Origin of the sequence: Nocardioides kribbensis (assembly GCF_015070375.1) — a bacterium.
In the GTDB taxonomy this organism is placed as follows: domain Bacteria; phylum Actinomycetota; class Actinomycetes; order Propionibacteriales; family Nocardioidaceae; genus Nocardioides; species Nocardioides kribbensis.
This window is the reverse complement of sequence record NZ_JADCLL010000001.1, coordinates 494,279-509,592: the sequence shown is the minus strand read 5'-3', so window position 1 is coordinate 509,592 and position 15,314 is coordinate 494,279. Positions and strand designations below refer to the sequence as shown.

The 15,314-nt window shown below is 74.2% G+C and carries 17 protein-coding genes and 1 tRNA gene; 15 read left to right on the top strand and 3 right to left on the bottom strand.

Annotated features, from left to right (window positions below):
* Positions 1–67: 67 nt before the first annotated feature.
* The 12 genes from IR170_RS02460 to IR170_RS02405 all read left to right on the top strand — a co-directional run bounded on the left by IR170_RS02460 (position 68) and on the right by IR170_RS02405 (position 7,863).
* The gene (locus tag IR170_RS02460; RefSeq protein WP_319804879.1) at positions 68–490 is read left to right on the top strand and encodes a hypothetical protein; all 423 of its coding nucleotides are present in this window, start codon (positions 68–70) and stop codon (positions 488–490) included.
* Between the two features lie 150 nt (positions 491–640).
* The gene (locus IR170_RS02455; protein WP_056864167.1) at positions 641–1,438 is read left to right on the top strand and encodes an electron transfer flavoprotein subunit beta/FixA family protein; all 798 of its coding nucleotides are present in this window, start codon (positions 641–643) and stop codon (positions 1,436–1,438) included.
* A 19-nt stretch (positions 1,439–1,457) separates the two neighbouring features.
* Positions 1,458–2,411: an electron transfer flavoprotein subunit alpha/FixB family protein gene (locus tag IR170_RS02450; RefSeq protein ID WP_056864168.1), complete on the top strand. Its 954-nt coding sequence runs from the start codon at positions 1,458–1,460 to the stop codon at positions 2,409–2,411.
* Positions 2,412–2,549: 138 nt separating this feature from the next.
* Entirely contained in the window at positions 2,550–3,869 is a 1,320-nt protein-coding gene (locus IR170_RS02445; RefSeq protein ID WP_193661071.1) for a glutamate-5-semialdehyde dehydrogenase, read from the top strand.
* Positions 3,870–3,899: 30 nt separating this feature from the next.
* Positions 3,900–4,064 carry a hypothetical protein gene (locus IR170_RS02440; protein ID WP_156697867.1) on the top strand — a complete coding sequence of 55 codons (165 nt, stop codon included), beginning with the start codon at positions 3,900–3,902 and terminating at the stop codon, positions 4,062–4,064.
* Positions 4,065–4,083: 19 nt separating this feature from the next.
* Complete coding sequence (gene nadD / locus IR170_RS02435) at positions 4,084–4,764, top strand: nicotinate-nucleotide adenylyltransferase (protein WP_193661070.1); 681 nt, start codon at positions 4,084–4,086, stop codon at positions 4,762–4,764.
* A complete protein-coding gene (gene rsfS, locus IR170_RS02430; RefSeq protein WP_056864171.1) occupies positions 4,761–5,138 on the top strand; it encodes a ribosome silencing factor in 378 nt (125 codons plus the stop codon). Before nadD ends, rsfS begins: the two co-directional genes overlap by 4 nt.
* Positions 5,135–5,767 (top strand): histidine phosphatase family protein, encoded by a 633-nt coding sequence (locus IR170_RS02425; RefSeq protein WP_193661069.1) that lies wholly within the window; start codon positions 5,135–5,137, stop codon positions 5,765–5,767. Before rsfS ends, IR170_RS02425 begins: the two co-directional genes overlap by 4 nt.
* A 116-nt stretch (positions 5,768–5,883) precedes the next feature.
* A tRNA-Ala gene (locus tag IR170_RS02420) sits at positions 5,884–5,956 on the top strand.
* Positions 5,957–6,118: 162 nt separating this feature from the next.
* Positions 6,119–6,400, top strand: coding sequence for a hypothetical protein (locus IR170_RS02415; RefSeq protein WP_227488389.1), 282 nt, complete (start codon positions 6,119–6,121; stop codon positions 6,398–6,400).
* 9 nt (positions 6,401–6,409) lie between these two features.
* Positions 6,410–7,261 (top strand): FHA domain-containing protein, encoded by an 852-nt coding sequence (locus IR170_RS02410; protein WP_193661068.1) that lies wholly within the window; start codon positions 6,410–6,412, stop codon positions 7,259–7,261.
* Positions 7,262–7,335: 74 nt separating this feature from the next.
* Positions 7,336–7,863: a Dps family protein gene (locus tag IR170_RS02405; RefSeq protein ID WP_056864174.1), complete on the top strand. Its 528-nt coding sequence runs from the start codon at positions 7,336–7,338 to the stop codon at positions 7,861–7,863.
* Between the two features lie 16 nt (positions 7,864–7,879).
* On the opposite strand, the gene IR170_RS02400 is transcribed toward IR170_RS02405, so the two are convergent.
* Complete coding sequence (locus IR170_RS02400) at positions 7,880–8,527, bottom strand: acetoacetate decarboxylase family protein (RefSeq protein WP_193661067.1); 648 nt, start codon at positions 8,525–8,527, stop codon at positions 7,880–7,882.
* Positions 8,524–10,029, bottom strand: a complete 1,506-nt coding sequence (locus IR170_RS02395; RefSeq protein ID WP_193661066.1) for a flavin-containing monooxygenase — start codon at positions 10,027–10,029, stop codon at positions 8,524–8,526. Before IR170_RS02395 ends, IR170_RS02400 begins: the two co-directional genes overlap by 4 nt.
* Before the next feature lie 57 nt (positions 10,030–10,086).
* Here IR170_RS02395 and IR170_RS02390 point away from each other — a divergent pair, with 57 nt between their 5' ends.
* Positions 10,087–11,118 carry an AraC family transcriptional regulator gene (locus IR170_RS02390; protein ID WP_193661065.1) on the top strand — a complete coding sequence of 344 codons (1,032 nt, stop codon included), beginning with the start codon at positions 10,087–10,089 and terminating at the stop codon, positions 11,116–11,118.
* A 74-nt stretch (positions 11,119–11,192) separates the two neighbouring features.
* Positions 11,193–13,391 (top strand): PhoX family protein, encoded by a 2,199-nt coding sequence (locus IR170_RS02385; protein ID WP_193661064.1) that lies wholly within the window; start codon positions 11,193–11,195, stop codon positions 13,389–13,391.
* A gap of 49 nt (positions 13,392–13,440) precedes the next feature.
* Here IR170_RS02385 and IR170_RS02380 read toward each other — a convergent pair whose 3' ends face one another.
* A complete protein-coding gene (locus IR170_RS02380) occupies positions 13,441–14,244 on the bottom strand; it encodes an SDR family NAD(P)-dependent oxidoreductase (protein ID WP_193661063.1) in 804 nt (267 codons plus the stop codon).
* Positions 14,245–14,293: 49 nt separating this feature from the next.
* On the opposite strand from IR170_RS02380, the gene IR170_RS02375 reads away from it, so the two are divergent.
* Positions 14,294–15,199 carry an alpha/beta hydrolase gene (locus IR170_RS02375; protein ID WP_193661062.1) on the top strand — a complete coding sequence of 302 codons (906 nt, stop codon included), beginning with the start codon at positions 14,294–14,296 and terminating at the stop codon, positions 15,197–15,199.
* Positions 15,200–15,314: the final 115 nt, after the last annotated feature.

Genomic DNA, 15,314 nt, shown 5'->3' with positions numbered 1-15,314 from the left:
CCACCGGACCCCCTCGGGGCCGGTGTGCCATCCTTCCCCGAGGATCCGACCGACGAAGGAGTCACCCGTGGCACGACTGGCCGACCGACTGGGCAACCGACGGGGCAAGCGGAGCGAGACCGCGACGCAGGAGGAGACGACCGCGGCCGAGAGCCCGGCGCGCGCGCCGCGGCGCGACCGTGGCGCCGCCGTCGCCGCCGTCCGACTGCGCCTGGCCCAGGTGGTGTGGGCGGTCTTCGTGCTCTGCGCCCTCGCCCTGGCGGTCGGTGCGCTGCTCATCGCGGTCGACGCCAACCCCGACAACGGACTGGTGTCCTTCGTGAAGGAGACCGCCGACGCCGTCGACCTCGGGGTCTTCTCCCGCGAGGACGGCATCATGAAGTTCGACGGACAGAACGCCGGCACCAAGAACGCCCTGGTCAACTGGGGCCTCGGGGCGGTCGCCTACCTCGTGGTGGGCCGCGTCCTCGAGCGCGTCATCCGTCCCTGAGCAGGGCCGCAGAGCGACGCAGGACCCTGACAGCGACGCTGTCAGGCATGTGAGATAGCCAACCAGTGAGGCGTGTACCGCCGGAAGTGACTCGGCGGTAACCTCGAGGTCACATCGAGTGCACAGGAGGGGCCGTCCAGGCCATCTGCCATGAACATCATTGTCTGTGTGAAGTACGTGCCCGACGCCACTGCCGACCGGCAGTTCGAGTCGGACAACACCGTGGACCGCGTAGGCGTCGACGGGCTGCTCAGCGAGCTCGACGAGTACGCCGTCGAGCAGGCGCTGCAGCTCAAGGAGAAGGCCGGCGACGACACCACCGTCACCGCTCTCTGCGTCGGCCCCGACAAGGCCGTCGACGCCGTGCGCAAGGCGCTGCAGATGGGTGCCGACAAGGGGATCCACGTCACCGACGAGGCCATCGCCGGCTCCGACTACATCGCCACCTCGCTGGTGCTGGCCAAGGCCATCGAGAAGGCCGGCTCGGAGCAGGCCGTCGACCTGGTCATGTGCGGCATGGCCTCGACCGACGCCTCGGGCAGCGTGATCCCGGCGATGCTCGCCGAGCGTCTCGACCTGCCGCAGGTGACCTTCGCCTCGGTCATCGAGACCCAGGGCGACCAGATCCGGGTCAAGCGCGACTCCGACACCGCCACCGAGGTCATCGGGGCCACCTTCCCCCTCGTGCTGTCGGTCACCGACCAGACCGGCGAGGCCCGCTACCCCTCCTTCAAGGGGATCATGGCGGCGAAGAAGAAGCCGATGGAGACCTGGTCGCTGTCCGACATCGGCGTCGACGCCGGCGAGGTCGGCCTGTCGGTCGCCTGGAGCGAGGTCGAGGACACCACGGCCCGCCCGCCGCGCACCGCCGGCGAGATCGTGACCGACGAGGAGGGCTCGGGCGCCACGGCGCTCACGGGCTTCCTCGCCTCCAAGAAGTTCATCTGAGGACGAGGAGCACACACCCATGACTGAGGTCCTGGTCGTCGTCGACCACGTCGACGGCGCTATCCGCAAGCCGACCTTCGAGCTGATCGCGCTGGCCAAGCGCCTCGGCTCGCCCTCCGCGGTGTTCTTCGGCGGAGCCGACGCCTCCGCCGCGGCCGCCGAGAAGCTCAAGGCCTTCGGTGCCGACAAGATCTACGTCGTCGACGACGCCGAGATCAAGGGCTACCTGGTGGCTCCCAAGGCCGAGGCGCTGCAGCAGCTGGTCGAGAAGACCTCGCCCGCCGCGGTGCTGCTGGTCTCGGGCTACGAGGGCAAGGAGGTGGCCGGTCGCCTGGCCATCAAGACCGGCTCCGGGCTGATCACCGACGCCGTCGACGTCGAGGACGGCGGCGTGACCACGCAGAGCGTCTTCGCCGGCAACTACACCGTCAAGGCGAAGGTCACCAAGGGCACCCCGATCATCACGGTCAAGCCCAACTCCGCCACCCCCGAGGAGACCGCGGGCGCCGGTGAGGTCGAGCAGTTCGCCGCCACCGTCTCCGACGCGGCCAAGAAGGCGCAGATCGTCGCCGCCCAGCCGCGCCAGGCCACCGGTCGCCCCGAGCTGACCGAGGCCGCGATCGTGGTCTCCGGTGGTCGTGGCACCGGCGGCGACTTCGCCCCCATCGAGGGCCTGGCCGACGCTCTGGGCGCGGCCGTGGGCGCCTCGCGCGCCGCGGTCGACTCCGGCTGGATGCCCCACAGCTTCCAGGTGGGCCAGACCGGCAAGACGGTCTCGCCGCAGCTCTACGTCGCCAACGGCATCTCCGGCGCGATCCAGCACCGCGCCGGCATGCAGACCTCCAAGACCATCGTGGCGGTCAACAAGGACGAGGAGGCGCCGATCTTCGAGCTCGTCGACTTCGGCGTCGTGGGCGACCTGCACGCGGTGCTCCCCGCCGCGACCGAGGAGATCAACCAGCGCAAGGGCTGAGCCCGACCCGCGTCAGCGGGCCCGCACGACACCGCCAGGGGCGGCCCCCACCCGGGGGCCGCCCCTGGCGTGCGTCCGGCCCGCGAGAGCGACCGGTCGCGACGGGCGCCGGCACGCTCCGCGCACTAGCCTCGCGCCATGAGCACGGGTCACGAGGTCGGCGGGGTCGGCGGGGTCGACGGGGTCGGCGGGGCGGACGAGCGGACGGTCGAGCAGGTCCACGAGGTGGCGCGGCGGGCGCGCGCCGCGAGCCACCCGCTGGCCCTGGCCACCCGGGCCCGCAAGGACGCCGTGCTGCACGCGATGGCCGACGACCTGCTCGCGCGCGCCACGGAGGTGCTGGCGGCCAACGCCACCGACGTGGCTCGCGCCGAGGCCGCCGGCACGCCGGCGGGCATCGTCGACCGGCTGCGGCTCACCCCGGAGCGGGTCGCGGGCATGGCCCAGGGCCTGCGCGACGTGGCCGCGCTGCCCGACCCGGTGGGGGAGGTCGTGCGGGGCGGCACGCTCGCCAACGGGCTCGAGCTGCGCCAGCTCCGGGTGCCGTTCGGGGTCGTCGGCATGATCTACGAGGCGCGCCCCAACGTCACCGCCGACGCCGCGGGCATCTGCCTGAAGTCGGGCAACGCCGTGCTGCTGCGGGGCAGCTCGAGCGCCCGGGCCAGCAACGCCGCGCTCGTCGAGGTGCTGCGCGACGCGGTCGCTCGCGCCGGCGGCGGCGAGATCGACCCCGACGTCGTCCAGCAGGTGCCGGGGGAGACCCGCGGCTCGGTCACGGCCCTGATGCGGGCCCGCGGCCACGTCGACGTGCTCATCCCGCGCGGTGGGGCCGGTCTGATCGCCGCCGTGGTGGAGGGCTCGACCGTGCCGGTGATCGAGACCGGCGTCGGCAACTGCCACGTCTACGTCGACGCCGCGGCCGACCTCGACAAGGCCCTCGCGATCGTGCTCAACGCCAAGACCCACCGGCCCAGCGTCTGCAACGCCGCCGAGTCGCTGCTGGTGCACGCCTCGCTGGCCGACACCTTCCTGCCGCGGGTCGTGCGCGCCCTGCAGGACGCCGGGGTCACGGTGCACGGCGACCCGGTGGTGGCCCGCCTCGACGGCGTCGTGCCCGCCACTGACGAGGACCACGCCGCGGAGTACCTCTCCCTCGACATCTCCGCGGCCGTGGTCGCCTCGGTGGAGGAGGCGGTCGACCACGTGCGCCGCTTCTCCAGCGGCCACAGCGAGGCCATCGTCACCGAGGACCAGGGTGCGGCGCGCCGCTTCGTGGCCGCCGTCGACTCCGCGGCCGTGCTCGTCAACGCCTCCACCCGCTTCACCGACGGCGGGGAGCTCGGCTTCGGCGCCGAGATCGGCATCAGCACCCAGAAGCTCCACGCACGCGGGCCCATGGGGCTGCCGGAGATGACCTCGACCAAGTACGTCGTCACCGGTGACGGCCACGTGCGCTGAGCCCGGAGCCCGACCGGTAGGCTGTGGGGCATGACCGCCGCTCAGCTCGTGCAGAACCTCGTCCTCGTCGCCTCCGAGGAGGAGCACGAGATCAACCACCTGCTCTCCTGGGGCATCGGCGTGCTGACCCTCGGCATCCTGCTGGGTCTCGCCTTCGCGCTGGCGGCCTTCGGCGCCGGGCGCGAGCACAGCTGAGCAGCATGAGGCTGTCCCGATGACCGTCGGCCCCGGCGTACGGCGCCGCCGCGTCGGCGTCATGGGCGGCACGTTCGACCCGATCCACCACGGGCACCTCGTGGCGGCCTCGGAGGTCCAGGCCTGGTTCGACCTCGACGAGGTCCTCTTCGTGCCCACCGGCGACCCGTGGCAGAAGTCCGACCGCGACGTCTCGCCGGCCGAGGACCGCTACCTGATGACGGTCATCGCCACGGCGGCCAACCCGCGCTTCAACGTCAGCCGCGTCGACATCGACCGCGACGGGCCGACGTACACGATCGACACGCTGCGCGACCTGCGCGCCAGCCACCCCGACGCCGACCTCTACTTCATCACCGGCGCCGACGCGCTGGCCGACATCTTCACCTGGCGCGACGCCGAGGAGCTCTTCTCCCTGGCGCAGTTCGTCGGGTGCACGCGGCCGGGCTACGAGATGGACGCCCAGACGCTGGCCGCCATCCCGGCCGACCGCGTGACGATGGTGGAGATCCCCGCCCTGGCGATCTCCTCCAGCGACTGCCGCGACCGCAAGCGGCGGGGCGAGCCGGTCTGGTACCTCGTGCCCGACGGGGTCGTGCAGTACGTCGCCAAGCACGACCTCTACCCCCAGCAGACCCCGCGGCGCACCGCCGACCACCCCGAGCCCGACCTCACCCACGACCTGTCCGGAGCCCCATGACCGCCACCGACCACGCCCTCGAGCTCGTGCACGCCGCCGCGCGCGCCGCCTCCGACAAGCTCGCCCAGAAGATCGTCGCCTTCGACGTCAGCGAGCAGCTGGCCATCACCGACGCTTTCGTCATCGCCTCGGCCACCAACGACCGGCAGGTCAAGGCCATCGTCGACGCGGTCGAGGACGCCCTGCGCGAGATCGGCGCCAAGCCGATCCGCCGCGAGGGCGAGCGCGACGGCCGCTGGGTCCTCATCGACTACGGCGAGGTCGTCGTGCACGTGCAGCACGAGGAGGAGCGCGACTTCTACGCCCTCGAGCGGCTCTGGCGCGACTGCCCCGCGATCGCGCTGCCGGCCGACGTCACCTCCCCCCAGCGTTGAGCGCTGCCGCCCCGCGGCGGCTGGTGCTGCTGCGCCACGGGCGCACCGCCTGGAACCACGCGCGCCGGGTGCAGGGCCACGTGGACGTCGAGCTCGACGAGGTGGGCCACCAGGAGGCCCGTGCGGCCGCTCCCGAGGTCGCCCGGCTGCGTCCGAGCCTGCTGTGGAGCTCCGACCTGCTCCGCGCGCGCCAGACGGCGTCCTACGTCGCCGCCGCGACCGGTCTCGAGCCGTCCTACGACGAGCGGCTGCGCGAGTTCCACCTCGGCGAGCGCCAGGGCCTGACCCACGAGGAGTACGCCGCGGCCGACGCCGAGGAGTTCGCGCTGTTCCGGCTCGGGCACTACGACGCCGCCCCGGGCGCCGAGCCGACCCACGAGGTGGGGGAGCGCATGCGCGCCGCGCTCGGTGACCTGCTGGCCGCTCTGGCGCCGGGGGAGTGCGGGGTGGCCGTGACCCACGGGGCCGCCGCTCGCGTCGCCGTCGGCGCGGTGCTCGGGTGGCCCGCGGGGCAGTTCCGCACGCTGCGGGGGCTGGGCAACTGCGGCTGGGTCGAGGTCGTGGAGCACCCGGCCGGTGGCCTTGCGCTCGACGCCTACAACCGCGTCGCCGCAGGTCAGGGCGCCTGACACGTCGACCACCGCGCCCGCGCGACGCGCGGGCGACACCCGGATTTCACATCCGGGAAGACGTGTGGCTAGTATTCCGGACGTCGCCGAGGCGGGGGAACCCGGCTCGAGACGGCGGGGCTGTGGCGCAGCTGGTAGCGCATCTGCATGGCATGCAGAGGGTCAGGGGTTCGAGTCCCCTCAGCTCCACCGACACGAACGAGGCGGATCCCACCGGGGTCCGCCTCGTTCGTCATTTCTCCCCCTCGTGGGTGACTGCGCGGGGTGACGCCTTGTCGACCCCGGTGAAGTGGATCACTCTGTGGAGATATACCTCGACACCGTGTTGAGGTTCTTTCCTCAGGAGGCGTCATGACCACCATCCACCCCGACGGACCCCGACCCGTCAGCAGCCAGTCGCTCGACGGCGAGCCCGGCGAGGTCGTCGACTGGACCGACCTCGGGCGCAGCATGTGGGACTTCCTCACCGGTCGGCAGGCGGCGATCCACTACCGCTTCGAGGACATGGCCGTGGAGGTGCCGCGCGACACCGGCTCCAACGCCCCCCGCGCCACGTGGAAGGTCCACGGCACCCTGACCATCACCACGACCGACGCCGCCGTCTCGCCCGCCTCCACCACCGGGGAGCGCTGAGCGGTGGCGGTGAGGGTCGCGGCCGACCTCGAGGTCAGGCTGCAGCGCGGCGGGGGTGACCCCGGGGGCGAGGACGACGTCGTGCTGCACCTGCGCGGCCACGACAGCCGGCTGACGCTGGAGGTCAGCGACCCGGCCGCCTTCGCAGGATCCGCCGACGCCCCGGCCGTGCGTGCCTTCGCGGAGTCGCTCGCCGCGAGCGGCGTCGTCGTCCGCGTGGTGCACGACGGGCAGCTCCTGGTGTGCCTCGGCGCGGTCAGGGCGCCGTGGTGGCAGCGGCGGGCCACCGGCTCGGCCCGGATCCGTCTCGGCAGCCTCCGCGGCGCGGTGACCTCGGCCCGCGCCCGCGCCCGGCGGGCCCCGGCGGTGCTGCCGAGCGCCTCCCTGCTGCCGCCGACCACGATGTGGCCGATCGCCCCGACCTTCGCCCGGCGCTCGCGCCGGCGGGTGACGGGCACCCACGACCCGGCCCGCGGCGGATCGGCGCGCCTGGTGCTGGTGCGCGAGGACGTCTGGGGAGGCGAGCGGCAGCCGATCTTCTGGCTCGGCGACGGCGTCACCATCGGCTCCGACCCCACCTGCGACGTCGTGCTGCGCGGCCTGGCGCCGCTGCACGCCCGGGTCGAGCACGACGAGGAGGACGAGTACGTCGTGCGCGCGGTCGACGGCGACGTGCGGGTCCACGGCGCGCGCGTGCTCGGGTCGGTGCTGCGCAGCGGTGCCCGCGTCGACCTCGGGCCGCACCACCTGGCCTACTACCGCGAGGAGCACGCTGACCACGGTCGGCCCTACTACGGTCGCATCGGCGGCGAGCTGGGCCGCCAGCGACCCCAGCCCCCCGGCCCCCGGCCGGCCGTTTAGGTCAGCCTCACCTTTCTGGAACCGTTCCAGAGAACCTGCTTGAGTGGGGACACCACCGAGGAGAGGAACCACCCATGACCGACGTCCTGCACAGCGAGACCACCCACGTCGCCCGCCCGCCCTTCACCGCCTCCGAGCGACTGGCGGCCCACCTGCAGCAGATGAGCGTCGACCTCATCGACCTGCACGTGCAGGGCAAGCAGGCCCACTGGAACGTCGTCGGCCTGAACTTCCGCGACCTGCACCTGGCCCTCGACGAGGTCGTCGACGCCGCCCGCGAGTTCTCCGACACCGTCGCCGAGCGCATGCGCGCCATCTACATCACCCCCGACGGGCGCTCGGCGACGGTCGCCGCCCAGACGAGCCTGCCGCAGTTCCCCGCGGGCGAGGTCAACACCGCCGACACCGTCGACCTCATCACCGGCGCGATCTACGCCACCACCGGCACCGCGCGCCGCATCCACGACGAGGTCGACGCGGAGGACCCCACCACCGCCGACATCCTCCACACCGTCATCGAGCGCCTCGAGCAGCTGGCCTGGATGATCGACGCCGAGAACCGCGTCGCCGGTCGCAGCCTGCCGCGCCCGCTGCACGGCTGAGCGGGCTCGGGAGCGGCTAGCGCCTGGGGACGGGAGCGGCGCCGAAGCGCATCGCGAAGTCCTCGGCCACCGCGCTGGTGACCGAGGAGGCGCCGCGCAGCCAGGCCAGCGCACCCTCGGGCTCGACGGTCCACCGGGCCCGGGCGGGGCGCACCCGCCCGGTGGCCCGGATCGGGCTGGCCACGGTGACGCCGTCGCGGGTCTGCACCACGTGGGAGCGCAGGGGCAGCGGCAGTCGCAGCCCCGGCAGCCGCCGGGGCACGGTCTCGACCGAGGCCAGCGGCCCGTCGTCGGTGCGTGCGCCGATCCGGTCGGGCGCGGGGGAGGAGAAGCTGGCCAGCTCCTTGGGGATGCCCCACAGGCCGCGGCCGCCGGTCCGCGAGACCTCGCTGTCGACCCAGATGTCGGTGATCGACAGCGCCAGCCCCCGGCCGTGGCGCACCACCACGGCGGCGAGCAGCTCGTCGTAGGCCAGCAGGCCCCGCTCGTCGTAGCGCACGAAGGCGGTCGCCGCGAGTGCGCGGCCGCGCAGCACCACCGGCCGCACGCCCGCCGGCAGTGCGGGCAGGTCGCCGACGGGCACCGCCCAGGCGGTGAGCCGCCCCGTGCCGGTGAGGTCCCAGGGCTCGGGCGGGTAGGCGCCGGCCGGCTCGGCCGCGCTCACGACACGTCCTCCAGCTGCGACCAGTCGACGCGGGCGGTGCGCTCCTGGTACTCCTGCACCCGCCCGGGCCAGTTGGTGCTGATCCGGCCGCCCTCGACGTACCAGCTCGAGCAGCCGGCCCAGGCGCTGCGCGCCAGCCGGGTCTGCATCTCCTCGTCGTAGGCGTCGTAGACCTCCGCGCGCGGGGCGACCCCGCGGGCGCGGCCGTCGGCGATGCCGCGGGCGACCTGGGCGATCCACCCGGCCTGCGCCTCCATCATGGTGATGATCGAGCTGCCCCCCAGGTTGGTGTTGGGCCCGTAGACGCAGAACAGGTTGGGGAAGCCCGCCACGCCCACGCCGAGGTGGGCGCGCGCGCCACCGCGCCACTGCTCGGCGAGGGTCCGGCCGCCCGGGCCCACGACCTCGACGCCGTCGAGGAAGCGGGTCGCGGCGAAGCCGGTGCCCCAGATCACGACGTCGACCTCGTGGAGCACGCCGTCGGCGGTGCGCACGCCGGTCGGCTCGACGGCGGCCACGGCGGTGTCGACCACCTCGACGTGGTCGCGGTCGAGCGCGGGGTACCAGTCGTTGCTGAACAGCAGCCGCTTGCACCCGATCGGGTAGTCCGGCACGAGCCGGGCCCGCAGGGCGGCGTCGCGCACCTGGCGGCGCAGGTGCAGCCGCCAGACCGCCCGCAGGCCGCGGTTGATGGCCGGCGTCAGCGGCGACTCCCCGACGAGGGCGGCGTTGAGCCGCTCGGTGAGCCAGAACCACGAGCGCCGCTCGGCGCCCATCAGGGCCGGCACCCGGTCGAAGACGCGGTGGTGCCGCTCGCCCCACTCCTGGTCGGGCTTGGGCACGACGTAGGGCGCGGAGCGCTGGAAGACCGTCAGCGCGCCGACCCGGTCCACGATGCCCGGCACGAACTGGATGGCGCTGGCGCCGGTGCCGACCACGGCCACGCGCTTGCCGGTGAGGTCGACGTCGTGGCGCCACTGCGCGGAGTGGAAGGACGGGCCCGCGAAGGAGTCGGCGCCCGGCAGGTCGGGCACGACCGGCTCGGAGAGCTGACCGGTGGCGGTCACCACCACGTCGGCCTCGTACGTCGCGCCCTCGGCCGTCGCCACGGTCCAGCTCCGTGCCTCCTCCGACCAGCGCAGCGAGGTCACGGTGCGTCCGGTCTCCACGTGGTCGAGCAGCCCCTCCCGGGCCGCGGTCTCGCGCAGGTAGGCGAGGATCTCCGGCTGGGTGCCGTAGCGGTGCCGCCAGTCGGTCTTCACCGCCCACGACCAGGAGTAGAGCGGCGAGGGCACGTCGCAGGCGGCCCCGGGGTAGGTGTTGTCGCGCCAGACGCCGCCGGCGGCCTCGGCCCGCTCGAGCACGGTGACGTCGGTGAGGCCCCGCTCGCGCAGGGCGCGGACGACGCCGAGGCCTCCGAAGCCGGCTCCGACCACGACGACACGGGGGACACGGGGAACACGGGGGACACGGGGGCCCTGCGCGGGCGTGCTGGTGACCATGCCCCGACGCTAGGGCGCCGGTTGCCGCCGGGGGAGCGGTCGGGGAGGATCGGCTTGATGATTCCGGACAACCTGCCCGCCCCCGCGGCCGCCGACTGGGACTTCCCGCGCTCGGCCCTCGGGGTCGCGCTGCTCGTGCGGCACGCGGTGCGCGCCGGGCTGGCCCCCGAGGCCGCCCTGGCCGGCACCGGCCTGGCGGTGGACCACCTCGAGGCGCCGGGGGCCGTGGTGACCGCCGCGCAGGAGCTGCGGGTGGTGCGCACGCTCCAGCGGCACCGCCCGGGGTCGGGGGCCGAGGTGGGGGCGTCCTACGACGCGAGCACCTTCGGGGTGCTCGGGCTGGCCCTGCTCTCCAGCCGCACCGTGCGTGACGCGGTCGAGGTGGCGCTGCGCTACGTCGACCTCAGCCACGCCTTCGCGATCCCACGCGCCGGGCTCGTCGACGGCCGGCTCGTGGTCGACCTCGACGGGTCGGGGCTCCCGGCCGACGTGCGCGCGTTCCTCCTCGCCCGCGACGCCACCGCCGTCGACACCGTCCTGGCCTCGCTGGTGCCCGGGGGCGTGGGCGCCCGGCTGAGCCTCGGCGCCGACCGGGCCCGCCTCGAGGTCGACGCAGCCGAGCTCGCCCGTCCGCTGCCGCGCCCCACCGGTCGCGCCGCCGCGCAGGTCGACCGGCTCGCCGAGCAGCTGTGCCTGCAGGCCGTGGCCCGCCGGCGCGAGCGCACCGGAGTGGCCCAGGAGGTGCGCGTGCTCATCACCCAGCGCCTCGCGGCCGGAGCGCCGATGCCCGAGGTCGCCTCGGCCCTCGGGCTCAGCGAGCGCACGCTGCGGCGCCGGCTGGGAGCCGCGGGCACGACGTACCGCGAGCTGCTGGAGGAGGTGCGGGCCCCGCTGGCCGCCGAGCTGCTGGGCGCCGGGCTGCCGGTGGCCGAGGTGGCGCGGCGGCTGGGCTACGCCGAGACCGCGGCCCTCACCCACGCGCACCGACGCTGGGCCGGCGGACCCCCGTCGAGAGCGCGCCGGGAGCACCCTGCGTTCACCCAGAGGTCACCGCGACCCCACCTGCAGGCCCCCTCCCGCACCACCTGACCTTCCTAGGGTGCGGCCGTCGCCCGCGGACACCGCGGGCCACCACGACGATCGATCATGGAGAGCCCATCCCGATGACGACCACCCCCACCACCCCGGTCAGCCCGATCAGCCCCACCGCCGCGGACGCGCCGACCGCGCGCCGCAGCCTGCCGCTCGTGCCCGTGCCCTCGGGCACCCGCCACGGCTCGCGCAGCTACGCCACCTGCTTCTTCCGCTGCGGCCTGGCCTGCGACCACCCCGAGCCCAACCAGACCGGCCACGGCCACGTCCAGGACGAGATCGTCAAGGCCGTCGCCCGCCGCTCCGTGCTCAAGGGCGCGGCGACCACCTCCGGCGCGCTCGTGCTCGGCGGCCTCACCGCCGGCGCCCTCGGCGGCGCGGCGGCCGCGGCGCCCACGGCCCCCGGCGCTCCCTCGGCCAAGCCGATGGGCGGCGACCTGGCCCGCGCGGCGTTCGCCCCGGTCGGGCCCAACAAGCGCGACGCCGTGACCGTGCCCCGCGGCTTCGACCACTCCGTGGTCATCAGCTGGGGCGACCGGGTCGTGGCCGGCGCGCCGCGCTTCGACGCCTACGCCCAGACCCCGGAGGCCGCCAAGACCCAGTTCGGCTACAACTGCGACTACGTCGGCGTGCTCCCGCTGCCCGGCAAGGGCGGCAAGGGCGGCAAGGGCAAGGGCGGCCAGCAGTACGGCTACCTGGCCCGCGACTTCGACCAGGCGCTCCTGGTCGTCAACCACGAGTACACCGACGAGAACCTCATGTTCCCGACCGGCGTCTACACCGCCGACCAGGTCAAGGCCATCGCCATGGCCAGCCACGGCATGTCGGTGGTGCAGATCAAGCGCGCCAAGGTCGACGGCGACTGGCTGCCGGTCAGCGACCTACGGCGGGCCCGCTACAACCGCCGCCTCCACATCGACACCACCTTCGTGGTCGACGGGCCCGCCGCCGGCGACGAGCGCCTGCGCACCAGCGCCGACCCGACCGGCACGAAGGTGCTCGGCACCCTCAACAACTGCGCCGGCGGCACGACGCCGTGGGGCACGGTGCTCTCGGGGGAGGAGAACTTCAACCAGTACTTCGACGCCCCCGACGGCCTCGACGAGCGCTACACCGCGCAGTACGCCCGCTACGGCATCAGCGGCAAGGGCAAGGGCTGGAACACGGTGGACCCGCGCTTCGACCTCAGCGCCGAGCCGCACGAGCCGCACCGCTTCGGCTGGATCGTCGAGGTCGACCCCTTCGACCCCGACAGCGCCCCGCGCAAGCACACGATGCTGGGCCGCTTCAAGCACGAGGGCGCCAACGTCGTCATCGCCGAGGACGGCCGCGCCGTGGCCTACATGGGTGACGACGAGCGCGGTGACTACCTCTACAAGTTCGTCTCCGCCGGCACCTTCGACGACGCGGGCTCCGAGCGGGCCAAGCGCCGCAACCTGCGCCTGCTCAGCGCCGGCACCCTCTACGTCGCGCGCCTCACCGGCGACGGCGCCGAGGACGGCGTCTCCGACGGCACGGGCGAGTGGATCCCGCTGTGCAGCGACACCGAGTCCTTCGTCGAGGGCATGTCGGTGGCCGACGTGCTGCTCTTCACCCGCCTGGCCGCCGACAAGGTCGCCCCGACCCGGATGGACCGCCCCGAGGACGTCGAGCCCAACCTGGTCAACGGCAAGGTCTACGCCGCGCTGACCAACAACTCCAACCGCGGCACCGCCGCGCTGCCCACCGACGAGCCCAACCCGGTCGGCTCCTCGATGGTCCGCGCCTCGCTCGGCGCCCCGCTGACGCAGGCCTCGGGCAACCGCAACGGCTACGTGCTGGAGATGACGCCGGGCAGGGGCGGCCACGCGGGCACGACCTTCACCTGGGACCTCATGCTGGTCTGCGGCGACCCCGCGGCGCAGGAGACCTACTTCGCCGGCTTCGACAAGTCGCAGGTCAGCCCGATCAGCTGCCCCGACAACGTCACCTTCTCCGACGACGGCTCGCTGTGGATCTCCACCGACGGCAACGTGCTCGGCTCCAACGACGGCGTCTTCCGGGTGCCGACCTCGGGACCCGACCGCGGCAAGGTCGAGCAGTTCGTCACCGTGCCGCGCGGCGCGGAGGCCTGCGGGCCGCTGGTGACCGACCGCAACCGGTCGCTGTTCTTCGCCGTGCAGCACCCCGGCGAGGCCGACACGGCCACCTTCGAGGCCCCGCAGAGCACCTGGCCCCACACCGACGACTTCCCGCGCCCGTCGGTGGTCGTCGCCTTCCGCCGGGCCTGACGGCGCTCCTCGCGCCCGCCCGGAGCGGCACCGGGCGGGCGCGGGGCGCTCACGTGATGGTGAGGCCGCCGTCGACCGCGAGCGTCTGGCCGGTGACGTAGCCGCCGGCCGGCGAGGCCAGCCAGACCACCGTGGCGGCCAGCTCGGCGGGGTCGCCCTTGCGTCCTGCCGGGATGCGCTGCTGCATCGACTCGAGGTAGCCCTCGGGGTACTGCTCGGTCATCTCGGAGGCGAAGAAGCCCGGGGCGATGGCGTTGACCCGGATGCCCTTGCGTCCGGTCCACTGCTGGGCCAGGTCGCGCGTGAGGCCGATGAGGCCGGCCTTGGACGCGGCGTAGGCGGCCTGGGGGAGACCCGCGGTGGTGAGGCCGAGCACCGAGGAGATGTTGATGATCGACGAGCCGTGGCCCATCACCCGTCCGCAGGCCTGGGCCATCCAGTAGCAGCCGTTGAGGTTGACGTCGATGACCCCGCGGAACTGCTCGGGCGTCTCGCGCGTGGCGGGCACGGCGGTGCCGATCCCGGCGTTGTTGACCAGGACGTCGACGTGGCCGAACTCCTCCACGGCCAGCGCCACGAGCCGGTCGCACGACGCGGGGTCGGCCACGTCGGTGGCCACCGGCAGCGCCGTGCGGCCCGCGGCGCGCACGAGGGCGGCGGTCTCCTCGAGGCGGTCCACCCGCCGGGCGCCGAGCACGACGTCGGCGCCGGCCTGGGCCAGGGCCTGGGCGAAGGCGACCCCGAGGCCGCTCGAGGCGCCGGTCACGACGGCGACCCTGCCGTCGAGGCGGAACATGTCGGAGACGGTGCGCGGGCGGTCGGAGGAGGCGTCGGTCGTGGTGGGGTCGGTCATGGCGTGATCGTAGGCACACCGGGGCCGTCGGTGGCCTAGGGTCCGAGGCGTGCGCCACGACCTCACGATCCCCAGCCACGGCACGTCCCTCGCGGCCTGGCACGTCCCGGCCACCACCGACGCCTGGGCCGGGCCGGCCGGGCGACCGGTCGTCGTCATGGCCCACGGCTTCGGCTGCACCCGCGACTCGGGCCTGCTGCCCTTCGCCGAGCGCTTCGCCGCGGCCGGCGCCGACGTGGTGCTCTTCGACTACCGCGGCTTCGGTGCCTCGGCGGGGGAGCCGCGCACGCTGGTGGACCACCGGCGCCACCGCGAGGACTACGCCGCGGTCGTGGCGCACGTGCGCGGCCTGCCCGGCCTCGACCCCGAGCGGGTGGTGCTGTGGGGCAGCTCCTACTCCGGTGGGCACGTCGTCGCCGTGGCTGCCGACGACCCCCGGATCGCGGCGGTCGTCTCCCAGGGCGCCGCCATGGACGGGCTGGCGGCGGTGCGCGAGATCCTGCGCTACGCCGGCCCGCGCCAGCTGCTGCGCCTCACCGGTCACGCCCTGCGCGACGCGGCCGGCCACGCGCTGGGCCGCCCCGACCACCGCATCGCGGTCGTGGGCGAGCCCGGGTCACTGGCCGCGATCACCTCCCACGACGGCGTCGACGGCTACGCCGCGATCGCCGGACCCGGCTTCCGCAACGACACGCCGGCGCGCGCGATCCTCCCGATCGCGACCAACCGGCCCGTCGCGCGCGCCCGCCGGCTGCGGGTGCCGCTCTTCCTGCTCGTGGCCGCCGACGACACCATCGCGCCCCCGGCGGCGGTCGAGCGCGTGGCCGAGCGGGCCCGGGGCCGGGTGGTCGTGGAGCGCCTCGACGTGGGGCACTTCGACATCTACCTCGGCGAGCCCTTCGAGCGCTCCGTGGCGGCCCAGGTGGAGTTCCTCGGCTCCGTCGTGGGGCGCTAGGATGAGGCCATGACCACGTCGGCCCTGCTTCTCGGCCAGCCGCGCTGATCCTCCACCGATCGCGCGGCCACCCCTCCCTGCGAGGGGTTTTTTCATGTGGCGACACCGCCAGCAC